Source organism: Naasia aerilata, from assembly GCF_030296595.1.
Lineage (GTDB): Bacteria > Actinomycetota > Actinomycetes > Actinomycetales > Microbacteriaceae > Naasia > Naasia aerilata.
Window position 1 is genome coordinate 722,495 of record NZ_AP027731.1, and the last position, 22,191, is coordinate 744,685.

General features: G+C 73.1%; 17 protein-coding genes and 9 pseudogenes. 7 read left to right on the plus strand and 19 right to left on the minus strand.

Annotation, left to right across the window (positions count from 1 at the left end; all coding sequences use genetic code 11):
- Nucleotides 1–10: 10 nt before the first annotated feature.
- The 3 genes and pseudogenes from QUE51_RS03925 to QUE51_RS03935 all read right to left on the minus strand — a co-directional run.
- Nucleotides 11–1,198 carry an MFS transporter gene (locus QUE51_RS03925; RefSeq protein WP_286278311.1) on the minus strand — a complete coding sequence of 396 codons (1,188 nt, stop codon included), beginning with the start codon at nt 1,196–1,198 and terminating at the stop codon, nt 11–13.
- Nucleotides 1,199–1,258: 60 nt separating this feature from the next.
- Nucleotides 1,259–1,978 carry an MMPL family transporter gene (locus QUE51_RS03930; RefSeq protein ID WP_286278312.1) on the minus strand — a complete coding sequence of 240 codons (720 nt, stop codon included), beginning with the start codon at nt 1,976–1,978 and terminating at the stop codon, nt 1,259–1,261.
- Nucleotides 1,979–2,316: 338 nt separating this feature from the next.
- A pseudogene (locus QUE51_RS03935) lies at nt 2,317–3,348 on the minus strand (MMPL family transporter); the annotation flags it as partial.
- Nucleotides 3,349–3,399: 51 nt separating this feature from the next.
- Here QUE51_RS03935 and QUE51_RS03940 point away from each other — a divergent pair.
- On the plus strand, nt 3,400–3,894 hold the full coding sequence (locus QUE51_RS03940; protein WP_286278313.1) for a MarR family winged helix-turn-helix transcriptional regulator: 495 nt from the start codon (nt 3,400–3,402) through the stop codon (nt 3,892–3,894).
- Between the two features lie 11 nt (nt 3,895–3,905).
- On the opposite strand, the gene QUE51_RS03945 is transcribed toward QUE51_RS03940, so the two are convergent.
- The 11 genes and pseudogenes from QUE51_RS03945 to QUE51_RS03995 all read right to left on the minus strand — a co-directional run bounded on the left by QUE51_RS03945 (nt 3,906) and on the right by QUE51_RS03995 (nt 12,690).
- Nucleotides 3,906–4,688, minus strand: a complete 783-nt coding sequence (locus QUE51_RS03945; protein ID WP_286278314.1) for an anti-sigma factor — start codon at nt 4,686–4,688, stop codon at nt 3,906–3,908.
- Nucleotides 4,685–5,280, minus strand: a pseudogene (gene sigK, locus QUE51_RS03950) (ECF RNA polymerase sigma factor SigK). The gene QUE51_RS03945 and the pseudogene sigK overlap by 4 nt, the downstream one beginning before the upstream one ends.
- Nucleotide 5,281: 1 nt before the next feature.
- Nucleotides 5,282–5,701: a hypothetical protein gene (locus QUE51_RS03955; protein WP_286278316.1), complete on the minus strand. Its 420-nt coding sequence runs from the start codon at nt 5,699–5,701 to the stop codon at nt 5,282–5,284.
- Between the two features lie 97 nt (nt 5,702–5,798).
- Nucleotides 5,799–6,491: a hypothetical protein gene (locus QUE51_RS03960; protein ID WP_286278317.1), complete on the minus strand. Its 693-nt coding sequence runs from the start codon at nt 6,489–6,491 to the stop codon at nt 5,799–5,801.
- Nucleotides 6,492–6,574: 83 nt separating this feature from the next.
- Nucleotides 6,575–6,811: a cupredoxin domain-containing protein gene (locus tag QUE51_RS03965; protein WP_286279247.1), complete on the minus strand. Its 237-nt coding sequence runs from the start codon at nt 6,809–6,811 to the stop codon at nt 6,575–6,577.
- A 335-nt stretch (nt 6,812–7,146) separates the two neighbouring features.
- Nucleotides 7,147–8,676: a (Fe-S)-binding protein gene (locus QUE51_RS03970; RefSeq protein WP_286279248.1), complete on the minus strand. Its 1,530-nt coding sequence runs from the start codon at nt 8,674–8,676 to the stop codon at nt 7,147–7,149.
- On the minus strand, nt 8,562–9,044 hold the full coding sequence (locus QUE51_RS03975) for an FAD-linked oxidase C-terminal domain-containing protein (protein WP_286278318.1): 483 nt from the start codon (nt 9,042–9,044) through the stop codon (nt 8,562–8,564). Before QUE51_RS03975 ends, QUE51_RS03970 begins: the two co-directional genes overlap by 115 nt.
- Nucleotides 8,951–10,033, minus strand: a pseudogene (locus QUE51_RS17785) (FAD-binding oxidoreductase); the annotation flags it as partial. The gene QUE51_RS03975 and the pseudogene QUE51_RS17785, both read right to left, overlap by 94 nt.
- A pseudogene (locus QUE51_RS03985) lies at nt 9,969–10,825 on the minus strand (fumarylacetoacetate hydrolase family protein). The pseudogenes QUE51_RS17785 and QUE51_RS03985, both read right to left, overlap by 65 nt.
- 67 nt (nt 10,826–10,892) lie before the next feature.
- On the minus strand, nt 10,893–11,192 hold the full coding sequence (locus QUE51_RS03990; RefSeq protein WP_286278320.1) for a Dabb family protein: 300 nt from the start codon (nt 11,190–11,192) through the stop codon (nt 10,893–10,895).
- Between the two features lie 31 nt (nt 11,193–11,223).
- Nucleotides 11,224–12,690 carry an MDR family MFS transporter gene (locus QUE51_RS03995; RefSeq protein WP_286278321.1) on the minus strand — a complete coding sequence of 489 codons (1,467 nt, stop codon included), beginning with the start codon at nt 12,688–12,690 and terminating at the stop codon, nt 11,224–11,226.
- Between the two features lie 149 nt (nt 12,691–12,839).
- Between QUE51_RS03995 and QUE51_RS04000 the strand changes: the two genes are divergently transcribed.
- Nucleotides 12,840–14,012, plus strand: coding sequence for a MalY/PatB family protein (locus tag QUE51_RS04000; protein ID WP_286278323.1), 1,173 nt, complete (start codon nt 12,840–12,842; stop codon nt 14,010–14,012).
- 5 nt (nt 14,013–14,017) lie between these two features.
- Here the strand turns inward: QUE51_RS04000 and QUE51_RS04005 are convergent, their stop codons facing one another.
- From QUE51_RS04005 to QUE51_RS04015, 3 genes are read right to left on the minus strand one after another with little or no spacing between them, the layout of a single operon-like run.
- The gene (locus QUE51_RS04005; protein WP_286278324.1) at nt 14,018–14,263 is read right to left on the minus strand and encodes a hypothetical protein; all 246 of its coding nucleotides are present in this window, start codon (nt 14,261–14,263) and stop codon (nt 14,018–14,020) included.
- Between the two features lie 41 nt (nt 14,264–14,304).
- On the minus strand, nt 14,305–14,922 hold the full coding sequence (locus QUE51_RS04010) for an aldose epimerase family protein (RefSeq protein ID WP_350226755.1): 618 nt from the start codon (nt 14,920–14,922) through the stop codon (nt 14,305–14,307).
- Nucleotides 14,903–15,301 (minus strand): aldose epimerase family protein, encoded by a 399-nt coding sequence (locus tag QUE51_RS04015; RefSeq protein WP_286278325.1) that lies wholly within the window; start codon nt 15,299–15,301, stop codon nt 14,903–14,905. The genes QUE51_RS04010 and QUE51_RS04015 overlap by 20 nt, the downstream gene beginning before the upstream one ends.
- Nucleotides 15,302–15,367: 66 nt before the next feature.
- On the opposite strand from QUE51_RS04015, the pseudogene galT reads away from it, so the two are divergent.
- The 5 genes and pseudogenes from galT to QUE51_RS04040 all read left to right on the plus strand — a co-directional run bounded on the left by galT (nt 15,368) and on the right by QUE51_RS04040 (nt 19,966).
- Nucleotides 15,368–16,479 (plus strand): annotated as a pseudogene (gene galT / locus QUE51_RS04020) (galactose-1-phosphate uridylyltransferase).
- On the plus strand, nt 16,476–17,636 hold the full coding sequence (gene galK, locus QUE51_RS04025) for a galactokinase (protein WP_286278326.1): 1,161 nt from the start codon (nt 16,476–16,478) through the stop codon (nt 17,634–17,636). Before galT ends, galK begins: the two are co-directional and overlap by 4 nt.
- A gap of 115 nt (nt 17,637–17,751) precedes the next feature.
- Nucleotides 17,752–18,485 (plus strand): annotated as a pseudogene (locus QUE51_RS04030) (5-oxoprolinase subunit PxpA).
- A 56-nt stretch (nt 18,486–18,541) separates the two neighbouring features.
- Nucleotides 18,542–19,095, plus strand: a pseudogene (locus QUE51_RS04035) (5-oxoprolinase subunit B family protein).
- A gap of 35 nt (nt 19,096–19,130) precedes the next feature.
- Nucleotides 19,131–19,966, plus strand: a pseudogene (locus QUE51_RS04040) (5-oxoprolinase subunit C family protein).
- Here the strand turns inward: QUE51_RS04040 and QUE51_RS04045 are convergent.
- Together QUE51_RS04045 and glyA are read right to left on the minus strand one after the other, a co-directional pair.
- Nucleotides 19,963–20,844, minus strand: coding sequence for a bifunctional methylenetetrahydrofolate dehydrogenase/methenyltetrahydrofolate cyclohydrolase (locus QUE51_RS04045; RefSeq protein ID WP_286278328.1), 882 nt, complete (start codon nt 20,842–20,844; stop codon nt 19,963–19,965). The pseudogene QUE51_RS04040 and the gene QUE51_RS04045 sit on opposite strands and share 4 nt — an antisense overlap.
- Nucleotides 20,841–22,165, minus strand: a pseudogene (glyA, locus tag QUE51_RS04050) (serine hydroxymethyltransferase). The gene QUE51_RS04045 and the pseudogene glyA overlap by 4 nt, the downstream one beginning before the upstream one ends.
- Between the last annotated feature and the right edge of the window lie 26 nt (nt 22,166–22,191).

The following is a 22,191-nucleotide window of genomic DNA, read 5'->3' on the forward strand; positions in this document are numbered from 1 at the left end:
GGTCACGTGATCACTCGACCGTCGCCGCCGGCGGCCGTCCGGCTGGGAAGGCCCGCCGGGCGAGAGCCACGAGGACCAGCGTCGCCGCGACGAGCCCGGCCGCGATCGGAAGCGTGAAGCCGACCCCGCCGACGCCGTAGGCGAGCGCCCCCAGAGCAGCACCCGATGCGATGCCGACGTTGCTCATGCTGTTGTTGACGGCCGCCGCCAGGTCGGCCGAGACGACCCGGGTGCGGATGGAGGCCGTGGCCCAGAAGGTGGCCATCGAGCCGGAGGCGGCGCTCCAGAACGCGGCAGCGACGATGGTGGCGACCGGGGAGGCCGTGAGCAGGGCGAGCACGGTGAGACTCGCGGTGGTCGCCGCGAGCAGGGCGAGGAGCGCCAGACGGGGCACGCGGTCGACGGTCAGGCCCGCGACCCAGAGGCCGACGACGCCCGCTGCGCCGAGCAGGAACAGGACGGGGCCGACGGCCGACTCCGGGACCCCGCGGTCGACCAGCAGGACCGAGACGTACGTGTAGAAGGTGAAGTTGCCGACGAACCCGAGGGCGGTCGCGACCGCGACGATCACGAGTCCCGAGTCCCACCAGCTGCGCAGCGTGGCACCGCCTTCCACGGGCGTCGGCGAGACGGGCGGCAGCAGGGCGAGGGTGACCAGCACGAGCAGCGCGGCGATTTCCGCGACCATGCCGAACGCCGCCCGCCAGCCGAGGGCCGCGCCGAGCGAGGTCGCCAGGGGCACGCCCAGGAGGAACCCGAGGGAGTTGCCGCTGAAGGCGATGGCGATCGCGCGTCCCTCCTGGCCGGCCGCGACCAGGTGTGACGCGTAGGCGGAGACCACCGAGAAGAAGATCGCGTGGGCGAGTCCGCCGATTCCCCGGCCGAGGCAGACGAGGGCGAAGGTGGGGCCCACGGCGATGGTCAGGTTGCTGAGGCCGTACCCAGCGATCGCTCCGAGCAGCATCGCCTTGCGGGGCAGCCGAGAGGTGGCGAGGGCGACCGGAACGGCGAGGATCGCCACCGCCAGGGCGTACACGGTGACCAGGAGGCCCGCGGTCCCCGCGTCCACTCTCAGGTCGCGGCTCAGCTGGGGCAGGAGTCCGACCGGGAGCACCTCCGTCGTGATGGCGAGGAAGGCGCAGAGGGTGAGCGAGCCGAGGCCGAGCATCGTGCGCAGCGGGATCCGCTCCGTCGCCATCAGACCCCCTCCGCGGGGTCGCGCCCGCCACCACCGCCAATCCTGCCGGACGGCGCCGAGTCAGCGCACCGCCGCCGCCTCCCGAGGCTCGGCGGGGGCGCGCAGCTCCGTCCCCGGTCGCCGGCTCGGCCACCAAAACCGGTCCCCGGCGAGGAACACGAGCGCGGGGACGAGCAGCGTCCGCACGACGAGCGTGTCGAGGAGCACGCCGATGCACACGATCACGCCGATCTGGGTGAGCGCGACGACGGGCAGCACGCCGAGCACCGCGAACACCGCGGCGAGGAGGACGCCCGCGCTCGTGATGACGGGCCCCGTCGCAGTGAGCGCGGCGATCATCCCGAGCCTGGTGCCGCTGCGGTCCCGCTCCTCGCGGGCTCTCGTGGTGAGGAAGATGTTGTAGTCGACCCCCAGCGCGACGAGGAAGAGGAACGCGAAGAGCGTGACGCTCGTGTCGAGGGCAGGGAAGCCGAGCACATTCTGGAAGAGCCACATCGAGGCGCCGAGGCTCGCGAAGAACGTTCCCAGCACGGTCAGGAGGAGCAGGACGGGCGCCACCACTGAACGGAGCAGCACGAGCAGCACGAGGAACACGATCGCGAGGATCAGCGGCGCGACGAGCAGCAGGTCGTGCTGCGCGCTCGCCCGAGTGTCGAGTGCGGTCGCATCGCTCCCGCCGACGAGGGTGCCGGCGAGCGGCGCCCCGGCGTCGGCGAACGCCCCGCGCAGGCCCGCGACCGCGTCGAAGGCCTGCTCGCTCTGCGGCGCGGCGTCGAGCACGACATCGATGCGGGTCCGGCCGAGCGCGCTCTCCCCGGGGTCGCCGACTCCACCCCGGAGGTGGCCTGTGCGACCACCACCGCGTCGTCGGCTGAGGCGGCGGGCGCGAGCAGCACGACGAAGGGAGCACCTGAAGCGGGGAACGAGTCCTCGAGCACCTGCTCCGCCGTCACCGACTCGGGCGAGCCGATCAGCTGGTCCGTCTGCGACAGGCCAACCCGGTAGCCGGCCAGGCCCAGGGCGAGCACAGCGATGCCGAGCACGGAGACGATCGCGACGACGACGGGCCGCCGTGCGACGCCCTCGCCCACCCGGCTCCAGACGCTGCGGCGAGATGCGACCGCACCGGGGCGCGGGACGAACGGCCAGAAGATCCCGCGCCCGCAGACGGCGAGCGCCGCTGGCAGGACGATCAGCGCGAACGCCATCGCGAGCACGATGCCGACCGCGCACGCGAGCCCGAGTGCTCGGTTTCCGGCGAGCTCGGCCAGCAGGAGGGTGAGGAGGCTGAGCGTGACGGTGCTGCCGCTCGCGATGATCGCCGGCCCGGCCGACCGGACCGCCGTGGTCATCGCCGCGTACCGGTCCGCAGTGGTCCGGAGCTCCTCGCGATAGCGGGCGACCAGGAGGAGGGCGTAGTTGGTCCCTGCTCCGAAGACGAGGACCGACAGGATGCCCGAAATCGAGGCGTCGACGGGGATGTCGAACGCGTCGGCGAGGCCGGTGACGACGAAGCGGGACAGGCCGTCGGCCATGCCCACCACGACGAGGGGGACGATCCACAGGACGGGGCTGCGGTAGGTGACGATCAGCAGGAACGCCACGACGGCGACCGTCACGAGCAGCAGGCGCAGGTCGGCGCCGGCGAAGGCGTTGCGGATGTCGGCCTGGAAGCCGACGGGTCCGGTCAGCCGAGCGGTGAGCCCGTCGGGCAGGTCGGCCGAGGCCGCGTCGCGCAGCTGAGTCGCCGCCGCGTCGACGTCGTCCTCGACCGGCGCGGCCTCGAGGGGCACGGCGACGAGGGCGGCCTTCCCGTCGTCGCTGAAGACGGGACGCACCGCCTGCGGCACGGAGGACAATTCGGCCAGGTCGGCCGCGCGGGTGGCCACCGCCGCCCGGTCCGCGTCAGTGAGCTCGGCTCCGTCTCGGGTCCACACGAGGAGCCCCGCAGTCGACTCGGCGCCGGGGAACCGCTCGAGGAGGGCGCTGACCTGCGCCGCCTGGCTCGAGTCGGGCAGTCCCGCCTGAGGCGAGGCGTCGCTCGCGGTCTTCGGGAGCAGAGCGAAGAGGACTCCCACCGCCAGCAGCGAGAGGAGAAGGGTCGACCAGGCGTTGCGCGGGCGTCGGACGAGGAAGGCCAATGCGGTCATTCCTTCTCGCTTCCTTGATAGTTCAGTTGCTTAGCGGTTTGTCTCCTAGTATTGCAGGATGGCCGACGAACGCAACGCCTCTCCCCGGCTGGGCTTCGCCGCCTTCCCCCGCCAGCGCCGATCCTCTCCTCGCTGCGGGAGATCGTCCGCCTGTCCACGGAGTTCGAGCGGCACCTGGGCCGGGTCCTCGCCGTCAACGCCACGGACCTGGCCGCGATGGAGCACCTCATCGAGTCCGGTCCCCTCACGCCGTCGGACATCGCGCGCCGGCTCCACCTCTCCACGGCGGCGGCGACGCTGGTCGTCGACCGCCTGGAGGCGTCCGGGCACGCGGAGCGCCGCCCGTTCGAAGGGGACCGGCGGAAGGTCGTGGTCGTGCCCAACATGGCCTCGACGCAGCGCACGGCCGATGAGCTGCTTCCCGTTGTGCGCGGGGTCGCCGCCCTCCTCACCGAGCTGACGCCCGAGGACAGCGCCGCCGTCGAGCGATTCCTGGGCGACGTCGTCCGGGTCTACCGGGACGCCCTCGAGGCAGGCGAGCGCTGAGCCCTAGGCGGTCAGCCGGCGACGGCCGGGTCGATGACGAGCACCGCATCCCCGGTGGGCTGCGGGGCTCCGCCGGCCGCCTCGATCGTCATGCCGACGAGGTCCCCGTCGTGCAGGGTGCCGTCGAGCACGCGGAAGCGCCGGTCGGCGGTGTCGGCGTCGAGGAGGCCGGCGGGATGCGTCGTCTTCCCCATATACCAGAGCTCGTAGGCCCGCCCCGCCTCGACCCGGGGCAGATCGCCCGTCCAGACCAGCGCCGACCGCCCGAGGCTCTCGGAGACGATGAGCCGCGCCGCGCCGCCTCCCGGCAGCGTCGTCGGGACGCTCTCCACGTCGGGCGCGGCGTTGAGCTCGGCGAAGGCGGCCGCCTGCTGCTCTGAAGGACGGAGCTCGAGCAGGGACCGGCCCAGGAGGCCGCCCACCAGCAGGAGGAGCACCGCCGCAGCCGCGACGGCGAGGAGTGACGCGGGCCGGCGAGCCCAGCGGAGCGCGGCACTCGCCTCACGGCGTCCGGTGGCGGGCGGGGTCTCGTCGGACAGCACGAGCGACTCGTGCGGCGGAAGCTGGGGCGTCGACGCGACGGCGGCGAGGAGTTCGGCCCTGAGACGCGCGGGTGGGGCGGCGGCAGGCACGGCGAGACCCAGTGCGACCGCGGTGTCGGCGAGCTCGGTCACCTCGCTGCGCAGCTGCTCGGAACCGCGCAGGAGCTCGGCGAAGGCGGCGCGCTCCTGGTCGCTCACGGCGTTGAGCACGTAGGCGCCGCTGAGCAGGGCGGTCTCGCCCCGGCCGCTCACGAGGTGACCCCCAGCTCGTCGCGGAGCCGGATCATCCCGTCGCGCAGGCGGGTCTTGACGGTGCCGATCGGGATGTTGAGGAGCGCAGCGACCTCGCTGTGGCTGTACCCGCCGTAGTAGGCGAGGGTCACTGCCTGCCGCTGCAGCTCGGTGAGCCGCGCGAGCGCCTTGGTGACGCGCGCGTGCTCGATGGACGTCTCGACGGCCTCGGCGACCGAGTCGTATTCGGGCCGGTAGTCGCGGATGCCCTCCCGGGTGTCGCGATCGCGACTGGCCTGGGACGAGCGGATGCGGTCGATCGCGCGGCGGTGCGCCATCGTGAGGATCCAGGTGAGCGCGCTGCCGCGTCCGGCGTCGTAGCGGGGGCGGTCTGCCACACCTCGAGGAAGACCTCCTGGGCGACCTCCTCCGCCTGCGCGCGGTCGCGGAGGACGCGGATGACGAGTCCGAGGACGCGGGGAGCCACGACGTCATAGAGATCGGCGAAGGCGGCTCGGTCGCCGTCGGCGACGCGGGCGAGCAGGTCCTCCTGCGAGACGGGCTCGAGGATTCCGGAGTCGACGCCCTCGTCGGCGCTCACGTGCTGGGCCATGTCATGCCTGCTTGGCGGTCAGCCGGGGGCGGAGGAGGAGCATCCCGAGCGCGGCGGCGAGCGCCACGAGCTGCGCGACGAAGGCGCCGGTCTTGGCCGGGTACCAGCCGGGCTCGAACAGGTAGGGGAGGCCGACGCGGGTTCCGTCGACGGCCAGCACCGTGGTGACCGCGAGGATTCCGGCGCCACCGGCGGCGACCACCGCGGCGAGCGCCGCGCTCCACCGGGTGCGGAGGATGAGGAGGACGAGCGCGGCGACGACGTCGACCCCGGCCTGGATGCGGAACAGCGCTCCCTGACTGAGGAGGGTGCCGGGGTTCGCGTCGAACGTAGCGGCGAGCGACAGGTGGACGGCCGCGCTGGCCACGAGGCCGGCCGCCGACACGGCGGCCAGGAGAAGAGCGGAGGCCGTTCGGGTCATGCGCCTTGTCCTTTCCTGTCCGGGTGTACGTGGGTGGTGCGCTGGTGGAGTGAGGGAGGTGGACCCGCGAGCCGAGGCCCGCGAGTCCACCGGGGTCCTACTGGATGCCCTTGTTGGTGGCGATGCCGCCGGCGAGGGCCTGGGCCGTCATCGACATGTGACCGGCCGCGTCCTTGAGCAGGTCGTAGTAGCCGGGGTCTCCGGCGACGTCCGCGTCGATCGCGGCGACGAGGCTCGTCGCGTGCGTCTCGAGCTCCTTCTGCACGGCCTCGGCCGGCAGCTCGGGAACGACGGAGTGGATCAGCTCGCCGAACGAGACCGCGTAGTCGCCGAGGTCCGAGAGCGCCTGGTCCTGGCCCGCCTGGTCGTTGCCGACCTTCGCGAGGGTGTAGTTCACGAAGAACGGGATGTGCGAGCGCCACGAGTCGAGGAAGGGCTGCTCGGCGTCGGGATAGATGCTGCCGACGGCCTTGGAGACCTCGACCGAGTTCTCGTCAAGCGCGGCGACGGCGGCCGCCGTCTTCGGGGCGGTGAGGTCGCCGCCGTCGGCGAGCGCCTGGTGGATGGCCGCACCGGCCAGGTACACGTGGTCGCTGAGGAGCGCGGTCAGCGCGGCACGGAGGCCGGCGCCGTCACTGTTGACGGTGTCCGTCATCATCGACTCCGCCATCGGCGAGGACGAGGACGAGGTCGTCTTCTCCGGCGTGGCCGCGCCTGCTCCCGTGGAGCAGCCGGTCAGGGCGAGGGCTGCGGCGATGCCGAGTCCGGCGAATGTTGCGGTCTTGCGCATGATGTTCTCCTTGGTGCATTGAGGGGTAGTGCTGCATCTCCCAGATGCCGCCCGGGATGGGCGAGGTTGGATCGAGGGCCGCCTCACTGGACGGTGATGGTGCCGAACATGGTGAGGTGGGGCTTGCAGAAGTACGTGTAAGTGCCGGGCTCCGTGAAGGTGAACTCGAAGGTGTCGCCGTCCTGGCCCTTCGGGGACAGGGTGTGGTCGTACATGCCGTCGGCGGACTGCGTCCCCCGGAGGCCCGTCTTCTCGTTGACCTCGCCCCAGCTGCCGGAGGTCACGGTGTGCGTGACCGCCTCGTCGTTGACCCAGCGCACGGTGGTGCCGGCGGCGACTGTGAGGTCGGGGGCGTGAAGCGCAGGCCGACGGCGACGATCTCGTCGCCCTTCGCGGTCGACGAGCCCGTTGCTGCCGGCTGGCCCGAACCGCTGCTCTCGGAAGGCAGCATCTGGGATGGTGGTGAACCTGTGCATCCCGAGAGGGCCAGGGCCAGCACCGGCAGCACGAGCGCACCCACGAGAGTGGCTTGGACTGATCTGGTGGGTGACATGCAGCGGATTCGGGACCGATCCCCTTCCCGTTTGGCCGCAGGGGGATTTCCCAGGTTCGGGATTCTCCTGCCCGAGCCGCGACGTGACCGCGTCGGGGCGCGCTAGCTCTGTCTGCGCTCCTCGGCGAGCCGTCTGGCGAGCAGCTGGGCGAGGTGGAGCCCGGCGCGGCCCGCGAGCTGATCCGCCTGGGTGCGGCAGGAGAATCCGTCGGCGAGGAACACGTCGGTCGGCGCGCCACGCAGAGCGGGCAGCAGGGCGTTCTCGGCCACCGCGACCGACACGTCGTAGTGCCCCTGCTCCATCCCGAAGTTTCCGGCCAGGCCGCAGCAGCCCGCCACGGTCGTCACCGTCGCACCGGCCGCCGCGAGGAGCGCGGCGTCGGTGGACCAGCCGAGCACCGCGTGGTGATGGCAGTGCGGCTGCGCCACGATGGCGGTGCCGTCGAGCGCGGGCGATGACCACGTGCCTGCGTGCGGAGCACGCGGGGCGCTGAGGAACTCGGCCAGCGTGAACGTGCCGGCGGCGATGCGCGCACTCCGAGGATCGCCGGGCAGCAGCTCGCGGAGGTCGGAGCGGAGGACCGCGGTGCAGGACGGCTCGAGCCCGATCACCGGGATGCCCTCGGCGAGAAGCGGCTCGAGCGCGTCCATCGTCGCGTGCAGCTTCCGGCGCGCGGTGTCCAGCTGACCGGTGGTGATCCAGGTCAGGCCGCAGCACACCTCCCCCGCCGGCACGATCACCTCGTAGCCGGCGTCCTCCAGGACCTCGACGGCCGCACGGCCGATGTCCGGCGACAGCCCGTCGGTGAAGGTGTCGGCCCACAGGGCGACGCGGGGGCGGCCCGCCGGCACCGGCGGCCGGTGCGTCCACCACGACCGGAAGGTGGTGCGGGGCAGCGCCGGGACGCCTCGGCGCGGATCCGCTCCGGCGAGGCGCAGGCTCAGCCGGCGCAGCGGACCGATCCGGGCGAGGGCGTTCACGAGCGCCGGCGCGACCGAGGCCAGCCGCAGCCACCGGGGCAGCGCGCCGAATGCGTAGTGGGACCTCGGGCGCAGCCGCCCGCGGTACCGGTTGTAGAGCATCTCCGTCTTGTAGGCGGCCATGTCGACGCCCGCCGGGCAGTCCGACGAGCACGCCCGGCAGGACAGGCAGAGGTCGAGGGACTCCGCGACCTCCGGGGAGCGCCACCCGTCCCGCACGAGCGTTCCGTTGACCATCTCCTGGAGGGTGCGGGCCCGCCCGCGGGTGGAGTCCCGCTCGTCGCGCGTGGCCTGGTACGAGGGGCACATCACCGTGCCCGTGGCGGAGCCGTCGGCCCGGCAGCTGCCGACGCCCACGCAGCGGTGGACGGCTCTGCTGACGTCGCCGCCGTCCGCCAGGAGCGCGAGACCGCGCGCCGGCACGTGGCGGGCCTGAGGCAGGCGGAGGCCGGCGTCGAGCGGCGGCGGAGCCACGACGATGCCGGGGTTGAGGATGCCATCCGGGTCGAACACGGCCTTCACCTCGGCGAAGGCCGTCAGGGCGTCCGGCGAGTACATCCGCTCGAGCAGCCGGCTCCGGGCTCTGCCGTCGCCGTGCTCGCCGGACAGCGATCCTCCGTGCAGCACCACCAGGTCGGCGGCGTCCTCCAGGAATCGCACCGCCCGATCCGGGTCGTCGGCGAGGGGAGATCCAGCCGGGTGTGCATGCAGCCGTCGCCGAGGTGCCCGTAGGACAGGCCGCGCACGCCGTGTCGCGCCTTGAGCTCCTCGAAGGCGCGCAGGTAGGCGGGCAGCGCCGCCGGTGGGACCGCCGCGTCCTCCCACCCGGGCCACGCCGGCTCCCCTCCGCGGTGCGACCGGCCAAGCCGACACCGTCCTCCCGGATGCGCCAGAGCGACCGGGCGGCGGGCCCGTTCGGGAGGACGCGTGAGCCGAGTGCGCTGGAGGCGCGGACGAGCGCGTGGGCAGCCGCGACGGCCTCCGCCTCGGTGGCGCCCGTGGTCTCGGCGAAGATCCACGCCCCGCCGGCCGGCAGCTCCGGCACCGCGCCGGACGCCTCCGCCACGCGATCCACGAGCTCGGCGTCCATGCTCTCCAGCGCGGCAGGGCGCAGCGGCAGCAGGGCGCCCACATCCTCTGCCGCGGTCGGGGTGTCGGGATAGGCAAGAACGGCGAGCGCAGTCGCCGCCGGCAGCTCGACGAGCCGCACGGTGGCCTCGACCAGGATGCCGCAGGTGCCCTCGGTGCCGACGAGGGCCTTGGCCAGGTTGCGGCCGTGCTCGGGAAGGAGATGCTCGAGCGCGTATCCGGAGCCCTGGCGCGCGAAGCGGCCCAGCTCGGTGCGGAGGGTGGCCAGGTGCCGCCGCACGATGTCCTCGAGCGCCGGGTGCGAGTCGAAGCCGCCGCTCACCTCGCTGACCCGGCCGGTCCCGTCCACCAGCCGGAGGGCGAGAACGTTGTCGACGGTGCGGCCCCAGGCTCTCGCGCGCGGTCCGCAGGCGTTGTTGCCGATCATGCCGCCGAGCGTGCAGCGGCTCTGGGTGGACGGGTCGGGACCGAAGCGGAGGCCGTGGACGCGCGCGGCGGCCTGCAGGTCGGCGAGCACCACGCCCGGCTGCACGCGGGCCGTCCGCGCGACGGGGTCGATCTCCAGCACCCGGTTCAGGTGGCGGCTCGTCTCCACGATCCACCCGGCGCCCACGGCGTTGCCGGCGACCGAGGTGCCGCCGCCGCGCGCGGTCAGCGGGGTGCGCGTGCGCCGAGCCTCCTCGACGATCGCGACGACGTCGGCCTCGGAGGCGGGGAAGAGCACGGCCTGCGGCACGACCCGGTAGCTGGAGGCGTCCGAGGAGTACTCGGCCCGGCGGCGCGGCGCGTCGTCGACCTCCCCGGTCAGACGCGACCGGAGCGCCGCGAGGCCGGGGGACGTCGTCACGGCGGACTCAGTCCTTCGCGACCACGGTCTGCCTGCAGGCTCCGAGCCCGTCGATGCCGACCTCGAGCACATCGCCCACCTGCAGGTAGGGGAAGCGGCCCGACATGGCGACGCCCTGCGGGGTGCCCGTGTTGACCAGGTCACCGGGGTCGAGCACGCAGTACTGCGAGAGGTGGTGCACGAGCTCCGCGATCGAGAACACCATGTCGGCGGTGCTCGAGTCCTGGCGCGGCTCGCCGTTGACGGAGCTCCACAGCCGCAGCGCCTGCGGGTCGGCGATCTCGTCGGCCGGGACGAGCCAGGGTCCGAGGGGTTGAACCCCGCCGCGATCTTGCCCTTCGACCACTGGCCGCCCGACTCATCACGCTGCCACGTGCGCTCGGACACGTCGTTGCTCACGACGTAGCCGGCGACGCAGCCGAGCGCCTCCTCGGGCGAGCCGAGGTAGCTCGCCCGGCGGCCGATCACGACGCCGAGCTCGACCTCCCAGTCGAGCTTGTCCGCCCGTGGCGGCCGGACGAGGTCGTCGTCCGGACCGCTCAGGGTGTTGGGATGCTTGAGGAAGAGGATCGGGATGGTCGGCGGGGGCGAGCCGGACTCGGCGGCGTGGGCGGCATAGTTCTGGCCGATGCAGAGCACCGCGCCGGGGCGAGCGATGGGCGCCCCGACTCGCAGCGCGCCGGCGCCCTCGAGCTCCGGGAGGCTGCCTGCCGTCGCGGCCTCGCGAGCGCGGCTCAGGCCGTCCGCCGCGAGGAAGGCGCCGTCGAGGTCGGCGGTGAGCGAGCGGAGGTCGAAGATCCTCCCGTCCACCTCCACCACGGGGATCTCGGCGCCGATCGGTCCCAGCCTGCGGAAGGTCGTCATGGGTGCTCCTCTGCGTGGGTGGCGATGCTGCCTGCTGGTGGGGTTCTGTCCAGCCGGGCCGCCGGGGTCAGGCGCGGCTGTCGACGGCGGCGCGCGACTGGACGACGCCGCGGATCCAGGTGGTCGCCTTCAGGTGCTCGGGGTGGTCCTGGTATGCGGCGAGCGCGAGCTCGTCCTCGTGCTCGGACAGGAGCAGGACGTCCCAGTTGCCGCCCGTGCTGCCGAGGTCGGCGTGCACCTCCAGGGCGAGGAGCCCGGGCACGATGCCCACGAGTCGCTCCAGGCGCTCAGTGATGCCCTCGACCGTGTGCCTGCGGTCCTCAGGGTGGGTGGCGTTGAGCTTCCAGAGCACGACGTGGCGGATCACGGCTCTCCTTTCCGGTTCCGTCACCGTACCGTCATGCGGCCGGAGCGGTCGCCTCGTCGCCCGCGGATCCGGCGGAGACGCCGTCCCGCTTGTGCCCGGGCATGAACGCCACGGCGACGATGAGCGCGACGGCGACGCCGGTCATGCCGAGGAAGACCAGGTGCAGGGCCGGCGCGAGGGACTCAGCGGACGGTGCCGTTCCCGACGCGCCCGAAGCCCCGTTCACGACGGCGCCGAACACGGCGACGCCGACCGCGGAGCCGATCGAGCGGGCGAAGAGGTTGGTCGAGGTGACCACGCCGCGCTCGTTCCACTCGACGCTCGACTGGGCGGCGATGAGCGTCGGCGCGACGACCCAGCCCATCCCGAAGCCGATGATCGCGCAGAAGACGGCGACCTCCCACAGCTGCGAGTCGACGCCGAGGAGCAGGGTCAGCGCGGTCCCGGCCAGGATCAGCCCGGAACCGATGAGGGCGGTGACGCGGAAGCCCCAGCGCAGGTAGAGGCTGCCGCCGAACGAGGCGGACACCGGCCACCCGAGCGTGAGTGCGGCGAGCGCGAAGCCGGACAGGATCGCGCTCGCTCCGAGCACGATCTGGCCGTAGGTCGGGATGTACGAGGACAGGCCGAGGACGATCGCGCCCGAGAGCAGGGATGTGACACTGCTCGCGAGCAGGACCCGCCGCTTGAACACCCACAGGGGAAGGATCGGGTGCTCGGTGCGACGCTCCACGAGCACGAACACGACGAGCAGGACGACTGAAGCCGCGAAGACGCCGATGCTCGGAGCGGACGCCCAGGCCCAGCTCTGGCCGCCCTCGAGCAGGCCGAGGATGAGCAGCGCCGTTCCGGCCGCGAGCAGGGCGGCACCCGGGTAGTCGATGCGCTGGGACCCGCGCTCCGCCTTCTCCTTGAAGCTGCGGATCAACAGGAACGCGGCGAGCAGGCAGAGCGGGATGTTGACGAAGAAGATCCAGCGCCAGGACAGCAGGTCGGAGAAGAGCCCGCCGAGCGCCGGCCCGACCACCGAGGCGACACCCCAGACGCCCGCCAGATAGCCCTGCGTCTTGGCCCGCTCGCGCAGCGTGTAGATGTCTCCGGCGATCGTGATGGACATGGGCTGCACGGCGCCCGCGCCGAGCCCCTGCACGGCGCGGAAGGCGATCAGCGCCGGCATGCTCCAGGCGAGGCCGCACAGGATGGAGCCGAGGAGGAAGAGCCCGATGCCGGCGAGCATCAGCGGCTTCCGCCCGAGGATGTCCGCCAGCCGGCCGCAGATCGGGGTCGAGGCGGCCTGCGCCAGCACATAGATCGAGAACAGCCACGGGAACTGGGAGAACCCGCCGAGATCCCGGACCACCGACGGGATGGCCGTGGCGATGATCGTCGCGTCGAGGGCGACGAGCGAGGTGCTGAGCATGAGGGACAGCAGGATCGGGCCGCGTTCCGACCGCAGGCCGACGCTCCTCCGGGTGATCGTCTCGGTGTCCGCCGTCATGCCCGCCGCTCCTGCTTGCCCACGAGAGGAGACAGCCGCGCACCGGGGCGCGCTATTCCCCGCGCCCCCGTTCTCGAGCATCGGCATCGACGTCCTCCGCGGCATGCGTCAGTACGCTTCCGGGGAGGACCTGGAAGAGGGGACGCGACATGGCGGCTGGGCCGGACTTCGATGCCATCGGGATCGAGCGCCTGCGGGAGATCGGCGGCCTCAAGTGGTCGGCCTTCCCCGGCACCATCGGCGCGTTCGTCGCGGAGATGGACTTCGGCGTCGCCCCGGCGATCGCCGATGCTCTGCACCGCACGGTGGACGACGGGCTGCTCGGGTACCTGCCCGAGTCGCTCGCGCGGGACCTCGGCCAGGCGACGGCGGACTGGCAGCGGGACAGCTATGGCTGGGATGTCTCCGCCGACCGCGTCCACCTGCTTCCCGACGTGGTCGCGGGGCTCACGGCCGCCATCCAGCACTTCTCGCCCCCGGACTCGCCCGTCATCCTGCCGACGCCCGCCTACATGCCGTTCCTGCGCGTGCCGGAGACGCTCGGCCGCCGGACCATCGAGGTCCCCCTGATCGAGGAGGACGGGCGCTACCGGCTGGACCTCGACGGCATCGAGGCGGCCTTCGCGGCGGGCGGCGGCCTGCTCATCCTCTGCAACCCCTACAACCCGGTCGGCCGGGTCTTCACCCGCGAAGAGCTCACCGCGCTGTCCGCGGTCGTGCACCGGAACGGCGGCCGGGTGTTCTCCGACGAGATCCACTCGCCCATCGTCTACCCGGGAGCGGTCCACGTTCCGTACGCCTCTGTGACGCCGGAGGCGGCGTCACACACCGCGACCGCGACATCCGCCTCCAAGGCGTGGAACCTGCCGGGGCTGAAGTGCGCTCAGCTGATCCTGACCGCCGACGCCGACCAGGAGGTCTGGGAGCGGGTCGGGTTCTGGTTCGAGCACGGCGCGAGCAACCTCGGCGTCGTCGCGAACACGGCCGCCTACCGCGAGGGCCGGGAGTGGCTGCAGGCGGTCACGGAGTACGACGACGCCAACCGGCACGCCCTGGCCGAGCTCCTCGGCGACGCGCTGCCCGGCATCCGGTACACGCCGCCCGAGGGCACCTACATCGCGTGGCTCGATGCTCGCGGCCTCGGGCTGGGCGCCTCGCCCGCCGACTTCTTCCGCGAGGAGGCGGGCGTCACGATGACGGACGGGATCGCCTGCGGTGCGCCGGGCGCCGGATTCCTCCGCCTCGTCTTCGCGACGCCGCGGCCCATCCTCGAGCAGGCGGTCACCCGGATGGCCGCCGCGGTCGGCCGGCGGACGGCGTAGCCGAGCTACTCGTGGCCGCGGCGCGGGCCGACGAGCAGAGCACGCGCCTCGCGCAGCGAACGCACGCGAGTCGGCGACAGGGGCCGCTCGAGCTCGAGCACCTCATAGGCGGAGCCGACCTTCTGCACGAAGCCGAGGACGGACGCCGCGTCAGCGCGGTCGAGGGTGGAGTTGACGAGACGCCACTGCCCCAGGTCGAGGAGCTGCGCATCCACCTCGGAGAGGTTCTCCGGATATGCCGGCTTCAGCATGTTGTGCCCCTTCCGCCGACGACGCTGCTGCGCTCCCGACTCTAGGAGGGGCCTCCGACACGGCTGCCGGGATTGACAACCGGGGGTCGTCGTGCCCTCGCTCGGGGGCGTCTATGCCCCGGCGGGCAGATACCGCACACCCCAGCGGGCGACCCACTGATCGCCGGGCTCGAGCCAGCGCAGGGACTCCCCGTGGCGAGCGCGTTGGCCGGGGCCGTCATCGGTTCCATGGCGACCGCGAACTCGGTGCCGGTGAGCCCCGGAAAGGAGGGCTGGGTGAAGACCTGCACGTAGGCGAAGTCCTCGTCGCCCCACAGCTCCGTCGCATCGCCGGTCGGCGCGGTGAGGCGCGAACGGTAGGCGCCGTCCACGAGCTCGAGGTCCGTGAAGGCGGAGTTGAGCGCCGCCTCGCGCACGGGCTTGCCTGCCCGGAGATCCACCTGCGTGCCCTCCACGGGCGCGCGACCGGTCGGGATGAAGGCCTCGTCGAGCGGGTAGTAGGTGCGTCCAGACACCGTCACCGTGAGGTCCTCGGAGGGGGTGTCGCCGACCCGGAAGTACGGGTGCGCGCCGATCGCCGTCGGCGCCCGGTCCTCCCCGCATTGACGATGCCGTGCGTCACCTGGATGCCGTCCTCGGTCAGCTCGTAGCGCACGGATGTCTCCAGGAGGAAGGGATACCCGTGCTGTGGGAACACCGTCGCCGCGAGGGTGACCGCACTCTCCCCCGGTCGGTCACCCGGTAGCCGGTGTTGCGCAGGAGACCGTGGGTCGCGTTGCCGCTCGAGGGCTCCGTGATGTCGAGCCGCTGCTCGGCGCCGTTCAGCATCCAGCGGCCCTGCCGCACCCGATTCGGCCACGGGACGAGGACGATGCCCGCGCCATACGGAGGCGTGAGGTGGTCCGGGTACTCGTGCACGAGCGCGATGCCGCCCACCGTGAGTGCACGCAACGAGGCAGCCAGCTCGGTCACGGTGGCGGTCACGAAGCCCCGCGCACCGTCGAGGGTCAGGCGGAACTGTTCTCCTGTCGGCAGCATGAGTCGACCCTAGCCACGGGGGCGCCACGGAGGGAGTCCCGCCCCCGCCAGTAGGGTGGGCATGCCATGGACCTCACGTCGGGAATCGTGGCGAGGCCGAGCCGCCTCGCCGACGGTCGGGAACTGATCTACTACGACGACGCGGACACGACGCTCCCTTCCGAGCGGAGCGTCGACGCGCGCACTCTCGACCCTCGCCCGCCCACCGCGACGATGCGGCAGGACGTGCTGACCGGCGAGTGGATCTCGATCGCCGCCGCACGGCAGAACCGCGCGTTCCTTCCGCCCGCCGAGCTCGACCCGCTCGCCCCGCAGTCGCCGACCAACCCGTCCGAGGTCCCCGCGAACTACGACGTCGCCGTCTTCGAGAACCGGTCCCCCTCGTTCGGACCGGAGCTGACCGGCGAGAACGCCCCGCGCGGCCTCGATGATCTGGCGGAGATCGGCTTCGGCCGCACCCGCACGTCGGTCGGCCGCACCGAGGTGGTGTGCTTCAGCCCCGAGCACCTCGGCTCCTTCGCCGGGCTGAGCGCCTCCCGGGCCCGCACCGTGATCGAGGCGTGGGCGCATCGGACGGCCGAGCTGTCCGCGCTTCCGGGCATCGAGCAGGTGTTCCCCTTCGAGAACCGGGGCGAGGCGATCGGCGTGACGCTGCACCATCCGCACGGCCAGATCTACGCCTACCCCTACATCCCACCGCGCACCCAGACGCTGCTGCGCTCCTGGACCGGGTCGGGCCCGACCTGTTCGCGCGCATCCTCGACACCGAGCGCGACTCCGAGCGGATGCTCCTCTCCGGCGAGCACTGGACCGCGTTCGTGCCCTTCGCGGCGCGCTGGCCGCTCGAGGTCCACCTCCTGCCGCACCGGCACGTCCCCGACTTCGCCGAGACGTCCGTGGATGAGCGCGACGAGCTGGCGGGCCTCTACCTGCGCCTCCTGCGGGGCATCGACGCCCTCTACCCGACCCCCACGCCCTACATCGCCGCCTGGCACCAGGCCCCCGTGCACAGCCACCGGGACCAGGTGCGCCTCATGCTGCAGATCACCTCCCCGCGCCGTGCCGCGGACAAGCTCAAGTACCTGGCCGGATCCGAGGCCGCCATGGGGGCCTGGATCGGCGACGTGCCGCCCGAGCGGGCGGCCGAGTTCCTCCGAGAAGGGATCTCCCGCGCATGAGCGACCTCCGCACCGAGACGTCCGAGGCGTTCAGCGCTGTCTTCGGCGGCCCCGCGACCGCGCTCTGGTCGGCGCCCGGACGCGTGAACCTCATCGGGGAGCACACCGACTACAACGAGGGGTACGTGCTCCCGTTCGCGATCGACCGGCGCACGTTCGCCGCGATCCGCCCGCGGACCGACGGCATGGCGCGGGTCGCCTCCTCCTTCGCGGACGAGGCGGTGCAGCTCCCGCTCGCCGAGCTCGCCCCCGAGGCGCTCGGCGGCTGGTCCGCCTACCCGCTCGGCGTTGCCTGGGCGCTGCGCGAGGCGACCTCCGGTCGCGCGCAGGAGGCCGGCTTCGACCTCTTCGTGCACTCCGACGTCCCGATCGGGGCGGGCCTGTCGTCCTCGGCCGCCATCGAGAGCGCGGTCGCCATGGCGCTCGACGACCTCTGGGACGCCGGGCTCGACCGCCGGAGTCTCGCGCGGGTCGGCCAGCTGGCGGAGAACAAGGCGGTCGGGGCACCCACCGGGATCATGGATCAGTCCGCGTCCCTGCTCGGCGAGGCCGACGCCGCGGTGTTCCTCGACTGCCGGACCCTCAACGCCGAGGTCATCCCTCTGGGCTTCGATGCCGCCGGACTGGTCCTGCTCGTGATGGACACGGGCGTCTCGCACTCCCATGCGACGGGCGGCTACGCGGCACGGCGCGCCTCCTGCGAGGCCGGCGCCCGCGCCCTCGGTGTGGAGGCGCTGCGCGACGTGTCCGTCGGCGACCTCTCCCGCGCACGGGACCTCCTCGACGACGAGACGTTCCGCCGCGTGCGGCACGTCGTCACCGAGGACCAGCGCGTGCTCGACACCGTGCGCACGCTGCACGAGCGCGGACCGCTCGCGATCGGCGACCTGCTCGACGCCTCGCACCGGTCGATGCGCGACGACTTCGAGATCTCGGTGCCCGAGCTCGACCTCGCCGTCGAGACCGCGCTCTCGGCAGGCGCGCTGGGCGCCCGCATGACGGGCGGCGGCTTCGGCGGCGCGGCGATCGCGCTGGTGCCCGTCGACCTGGTCTCCCAGGTGGAGTTCGCGGTCGACGGTGCCTTTCTCGAGCACGGCTACACCGCGCCCACCACGTTCCCCGTCCGGGCCTCCGCCGGAGCGCGCCGGGAGGGCTAGCAGCCCCGCGGAAACCGCGGGTGTACCCGCCTCTCCGCCCCCTGCACGACACCCGCGCGATGACGGTTTCCCCCGCGGTCGGCGCAACGGCCGCGGAGCGCCCTAGGCTGACGCCGTGCCCGCGGTCGACCTCAACTGCGATCTCGGGGAGGGATTCGACGACGCGTCGCTCCTCCCCCTCGTCACGAGCGCCAACGTCGCGTGCGGGGCGCATGCCGGCGACGCCGCCACCATGGTCGAGACCTGCCGGGCGGCCGTCGCCGCGGGCGTGACCATCGGCGCTCACCCGTCCTACCCCGACCGCGCGAACTTCGGGCGAGTCCACGTCGAACTCGACCCCGCAGCCCTTCGCGCGACGCTGATCGAGCAGGTCGCGGCGCTGCGCCGAGCTGCGGACGTCGCCGGGGCGGAGGTGCGGTACCTCAAGCCCCATGGAGCCCTCTACAACCGGATCGCCCAGGATGCCGCGGAGGCCGCCGTCGTCGCGGCCGTCGCCGCGGAGCTCGGCCTTCCGCTCCTCGGCCCGTCGGGCAGCGCAATCGCCGCAGCCGCACTGGCACACGGCGTGCCCTTCTTCGCGGAGGCCTTCGCCGACCGCGCCTACCTCTCCGACGGCGCGCTCGCCCCCGCGGAACGCCCGGTGCCGTCGTGACGGACCCGGCGGCGGCCGGAGAGCGCGCCGTCGCCCTCGCATTGCGCGGGGAGGTGCCGGCCCTCGACGGAACGCCGGTCCGCCTCGCCGTCGACTCCGTCTGCGTGCACGGCGACACCCCGGGCGCAGCCGACGTGGCCGCTGCGGTCCGCGCGGCGCTCGAGGCGGCGGGAGTGAGGACGGGCGCCTTCCGGTGAGGATCCTGCCGTTCGGGGACGCCGCGCTGCTCGCCGAGTTCGACTCCCTCGCCGAGGTGCGCGCGACCGCGGGAGCGCTGAGGGCGACCGCCCCGCCCGGGGTGATCGACATCGTCCCGGCAGCGCGGACGGTGCTCGTCCGGGTGCGCCCCCCGAGCTGAGCCTGATCGCGCTCGAGCACTGGCTGCGGCAGTCCGCGTCAGCCGAGCACGAGCCGGTGCACCCGGCGGCGGCCGTCCGCATCCCGGTCTCCTATGACGGCCCGGACCTGGGAGAGACCGCCCAGCTTCTGGGCCTGTCGATCGCTGAGCTGATCCGCCGGCACACGGCTGCCGAGTGGGAGTGCGCCTTCGTCGGGTTCGCGCCCGGGTTCGCCTACCTGGTGTCGGACGACCTCGACCTCGCCGTGCCCCGGCTCGCGACCTCCCGCGAGCGCGTGCCCGCGGGGTCCGTCGGCCTGGCCGGCGCGTTCAGCGGCGTCTACCCGCGCGAATCGCCGGGCGGGTGGCGGATCGTCGGCAGCACGGCTGTGCCCCTGTGGGACGAGACGCGCAGTCCGCCTGCCCTCCTGCCGCCCGGGACCCGGGTGCGGTTCGAGGAGGCCCGATGAGCTCGTGCCTGCGCGTCCTGGAGCCGGGTCCGCTGATGCTCGTGCAGGACGCCGGTCGACCGGGCCTCGCCTCTCTCGGCGTGGGCGCCGCCGGCGCCTTCGACCGCGGGGCGCACCGCCTCGGCAACCGCCTCGTCGGCAACCCGGCCGACGCCGCGGGCCTCGAGATCCTCCTCGGCGGCGCGGTGCTGGAGGCGCTCGCCGACACCTGGATCGCGCTGACCGGAGCCTGGGGAGCCGTGGCAGCCGACGGCCGGCGGGTCGAGCCGCACACCGCCACCCTCCTCCGGGCAGGGTCTCGGCTCGAGATCGGACCTGCCGAGCGAGGGGTGCGGTACTACCTGGCGGTGCGGGGCGGCATCGACGTGCCCCCGTGCTGGGCTCGCGCTCCCGGGACGCGCTGGCAGCACTGGGTCCGCCGCCGGCCCGCGCAGGCGACGAGCTCGACCTCGGCGCCCGACCGCTCGCTCCGGTGCCGGCGGCCGACCTCGTGCCGGTGGACCCGCCCGCCGACGGGCCGGTGCGACTCGACCTGGCTCCCGGGCCGCGGCAGGACTGGTTCCCCGAAGAGACCATAGCGGTGCTGCTCGGCACCGCGTGGAGCGTGTCGCCGCGCTCGGACCGCACCGGCATCCGCCTGGAGGGGCCGCCGCTCGAGCGGAGCGTGACGGGCGAGCTGGCCAGCGAGGGCATGCTGCCCGGCGCCATCCAGGTCTCGCCGGACGGGTCGCCGACCGTGCTCGGCGTCGACGCTCCGGTCACGGGCGGGTACCCGGTGATCGCGGTCGTCGCCGAGCGGTCGCTCGACCTGCTCGCGCAGCTCCGGCCCGGTCAGCCCGTGCTGTTCTCGCCGCGGGGGCTCCGCACTTAGCGCGCGGCGCGCTCCGCGGCCTCCACGACGTTGGCGACGAGCATCGCGCGCGTCATCGGACCCACGCCGCCCGGGTTCGGCGAGAGGAAGCCCGCGACCTCCTCGACGCCCGGCGCGATGTCGCCCGAGAGCTTCGCCTTGCCCGTCTCCGGGTCGACCACGCGCGTCACGCCCACGTCGAGCACCGCGGCGCCCGGCTTGATCCAGTCGGGCTGCACGAGGTGCGGCATCCCGACGGCGGCGACGACGACATCCGCGCGGCGGACCTCCTCGCGCAGGTCCAGGGTCCGGGAGTGCGCCAGCGTCACGGTCGCGTCGATGCCCTTGCGCGTGAGCAGCAGCCCGAGCGGACGGCCGACCGTGAGCCCGCGGCCGATCACGACGGCGTGCTTGCCGGGCAGGTCGACGCCGTGCCGGCGGAGCATCTCCACGATGCCGTTCGGCGTGCACGGCAGCGGCGAGTTCAGCTCACCCTGCACCCCGAGGACCAGGCGCCCGAGGTTCATCGGGTGCAGGCCGTCGGCATCCTTAGCCGGGTCGATCAGCTCGAGAGCGGCGTTCGCGTCCATCCCCTCGGGAAGGGGCAGTTGCACGATGTAGCCGGTCACGGCGGGATCGGCGTTGAGGCGCTCGATCGCCTCATGCACCTGCTCCTCTGTGGCGTCGCCCGGCAGGTCGACTCGGATCGACTCGACGCCGACCTCGCGGCAGTCGCGGTGCTTGCCCGCCACGTAGGCGTGCGACGCCGGGTCGTCGCCCACCAGGAGCGTGCCGAGCCCGGGGCGGATGCCGCGGGCAGCGAGTGCCTCGACGCGCGCCTTGAGCTCGCCCTTGATGGCGGTCGCAGTCGCGGTGCCGTCGAGCCGGACGGCGGTCATCGGCCGACCACCGAGGTCGCGAACTCCTCGTGCGGGAGCGGCTGCCCGCTCGCGCCGAGGCCGGCGTAGAGGGGATAGCGGCCGGCGAGCTCCCGGACGCGTCCGCCGAGGGTGCCGAGGCCGGCGCCGGGGAGGAGGGCGCCGACGATGATGTCCGCGACCTCCTCGAACTCGGCGTCGCCGAATCCGCGCGTCGCGAGGGCGGGCGTGCCGATCCGGACGCCCGAGGTCGTCATCGGCGGACGCGGGTCGAACGGCACGGCATTGCGGTTGACGGTGATGCCGACCTCGTGGAGCACGTCCTCCGCCTGCCGACCGTCGATCTGCGCCTTCCGGAGGTCCACGAGCACGAGGTGCACATCCGTGCCGCCGGTGAGGACGCCGATGCCGGCGCCCTGCGCGTCAGCGGCGCCCAGCCGCTCAGCGAGGATCCGTGCCCCGCGGAGCGTGCGCTCCTGGCGGTCCCGGAACTCCTCCTCCGCCGCGAGCTTGAATGCGGTCGCCTTGGCGGCGATGACGTGCATGAGCGGGCCGCCCTGCTGTCCCGGGAAGACGGCGGAGTTCAGCTTCTTCGCGAGCTCCTCCTCGTTGCTGAGGATGAAGCCGGAACGCGGGCCGCCGATGGTCTTGTGCACCGTGGACGAGACGACGTGGGCGTGCGGCACCGGCGAGGGTGCAGGCCGGCGGCCACCAGCCCCGCGAAGTGGGCCATGTCCACCCAGAGGCGTGCGCCCACCTCGTCCGCGATGGCGCGGAATGCGGCGAAGTCGAGCTGTCGCGGGTACGCCGACCATCCCGCGATGATGACGGCCGGGCGGTGCTCGAGCGCCTTCTGGCGGACGACGTCCATGTCGATCAGGAAGGTGTCGGGGTCGACGCCGTACGCGACGGCGTTGTACAGCCGGCCCGAGAAGTTGAGCTTCATGCCGTGCGTGAGGTGCCCGCCGTGCGCGAGCTCGAGCCCGAGGATCGTGTCGCCCGGCGAGGCGATCGCGTGCAGGACCGCCGCATTCGCGCTCGCGCCCGAGTGCGGCTGGACGTTCGCGAAGTCCGCGCCGAACAGCGACTTCGCCCGGGAGATCGCGAGCTCCTCGGCGATGTCCACGAACTCGCAGCCGCCGTAGTACCGGCGTCCGGGGTAGCCCTCGGCGTACTTGTTGGTGAGGACGGACCCCTGCGCCTCGAGCACGGCGCGGGGCACGAAGTTCTCGCTCGCGATCATCTCGAGCGTGGACTGCTGGCGGTCGAGCTCGCGGGCGAGCACGTCGGCGATCTCCGGATCGACGATGGAGAGCGGCGAGAGGAAGGTGGAATCGGGCATGGGGCTCCTCGGCTGACGGTGTCTGG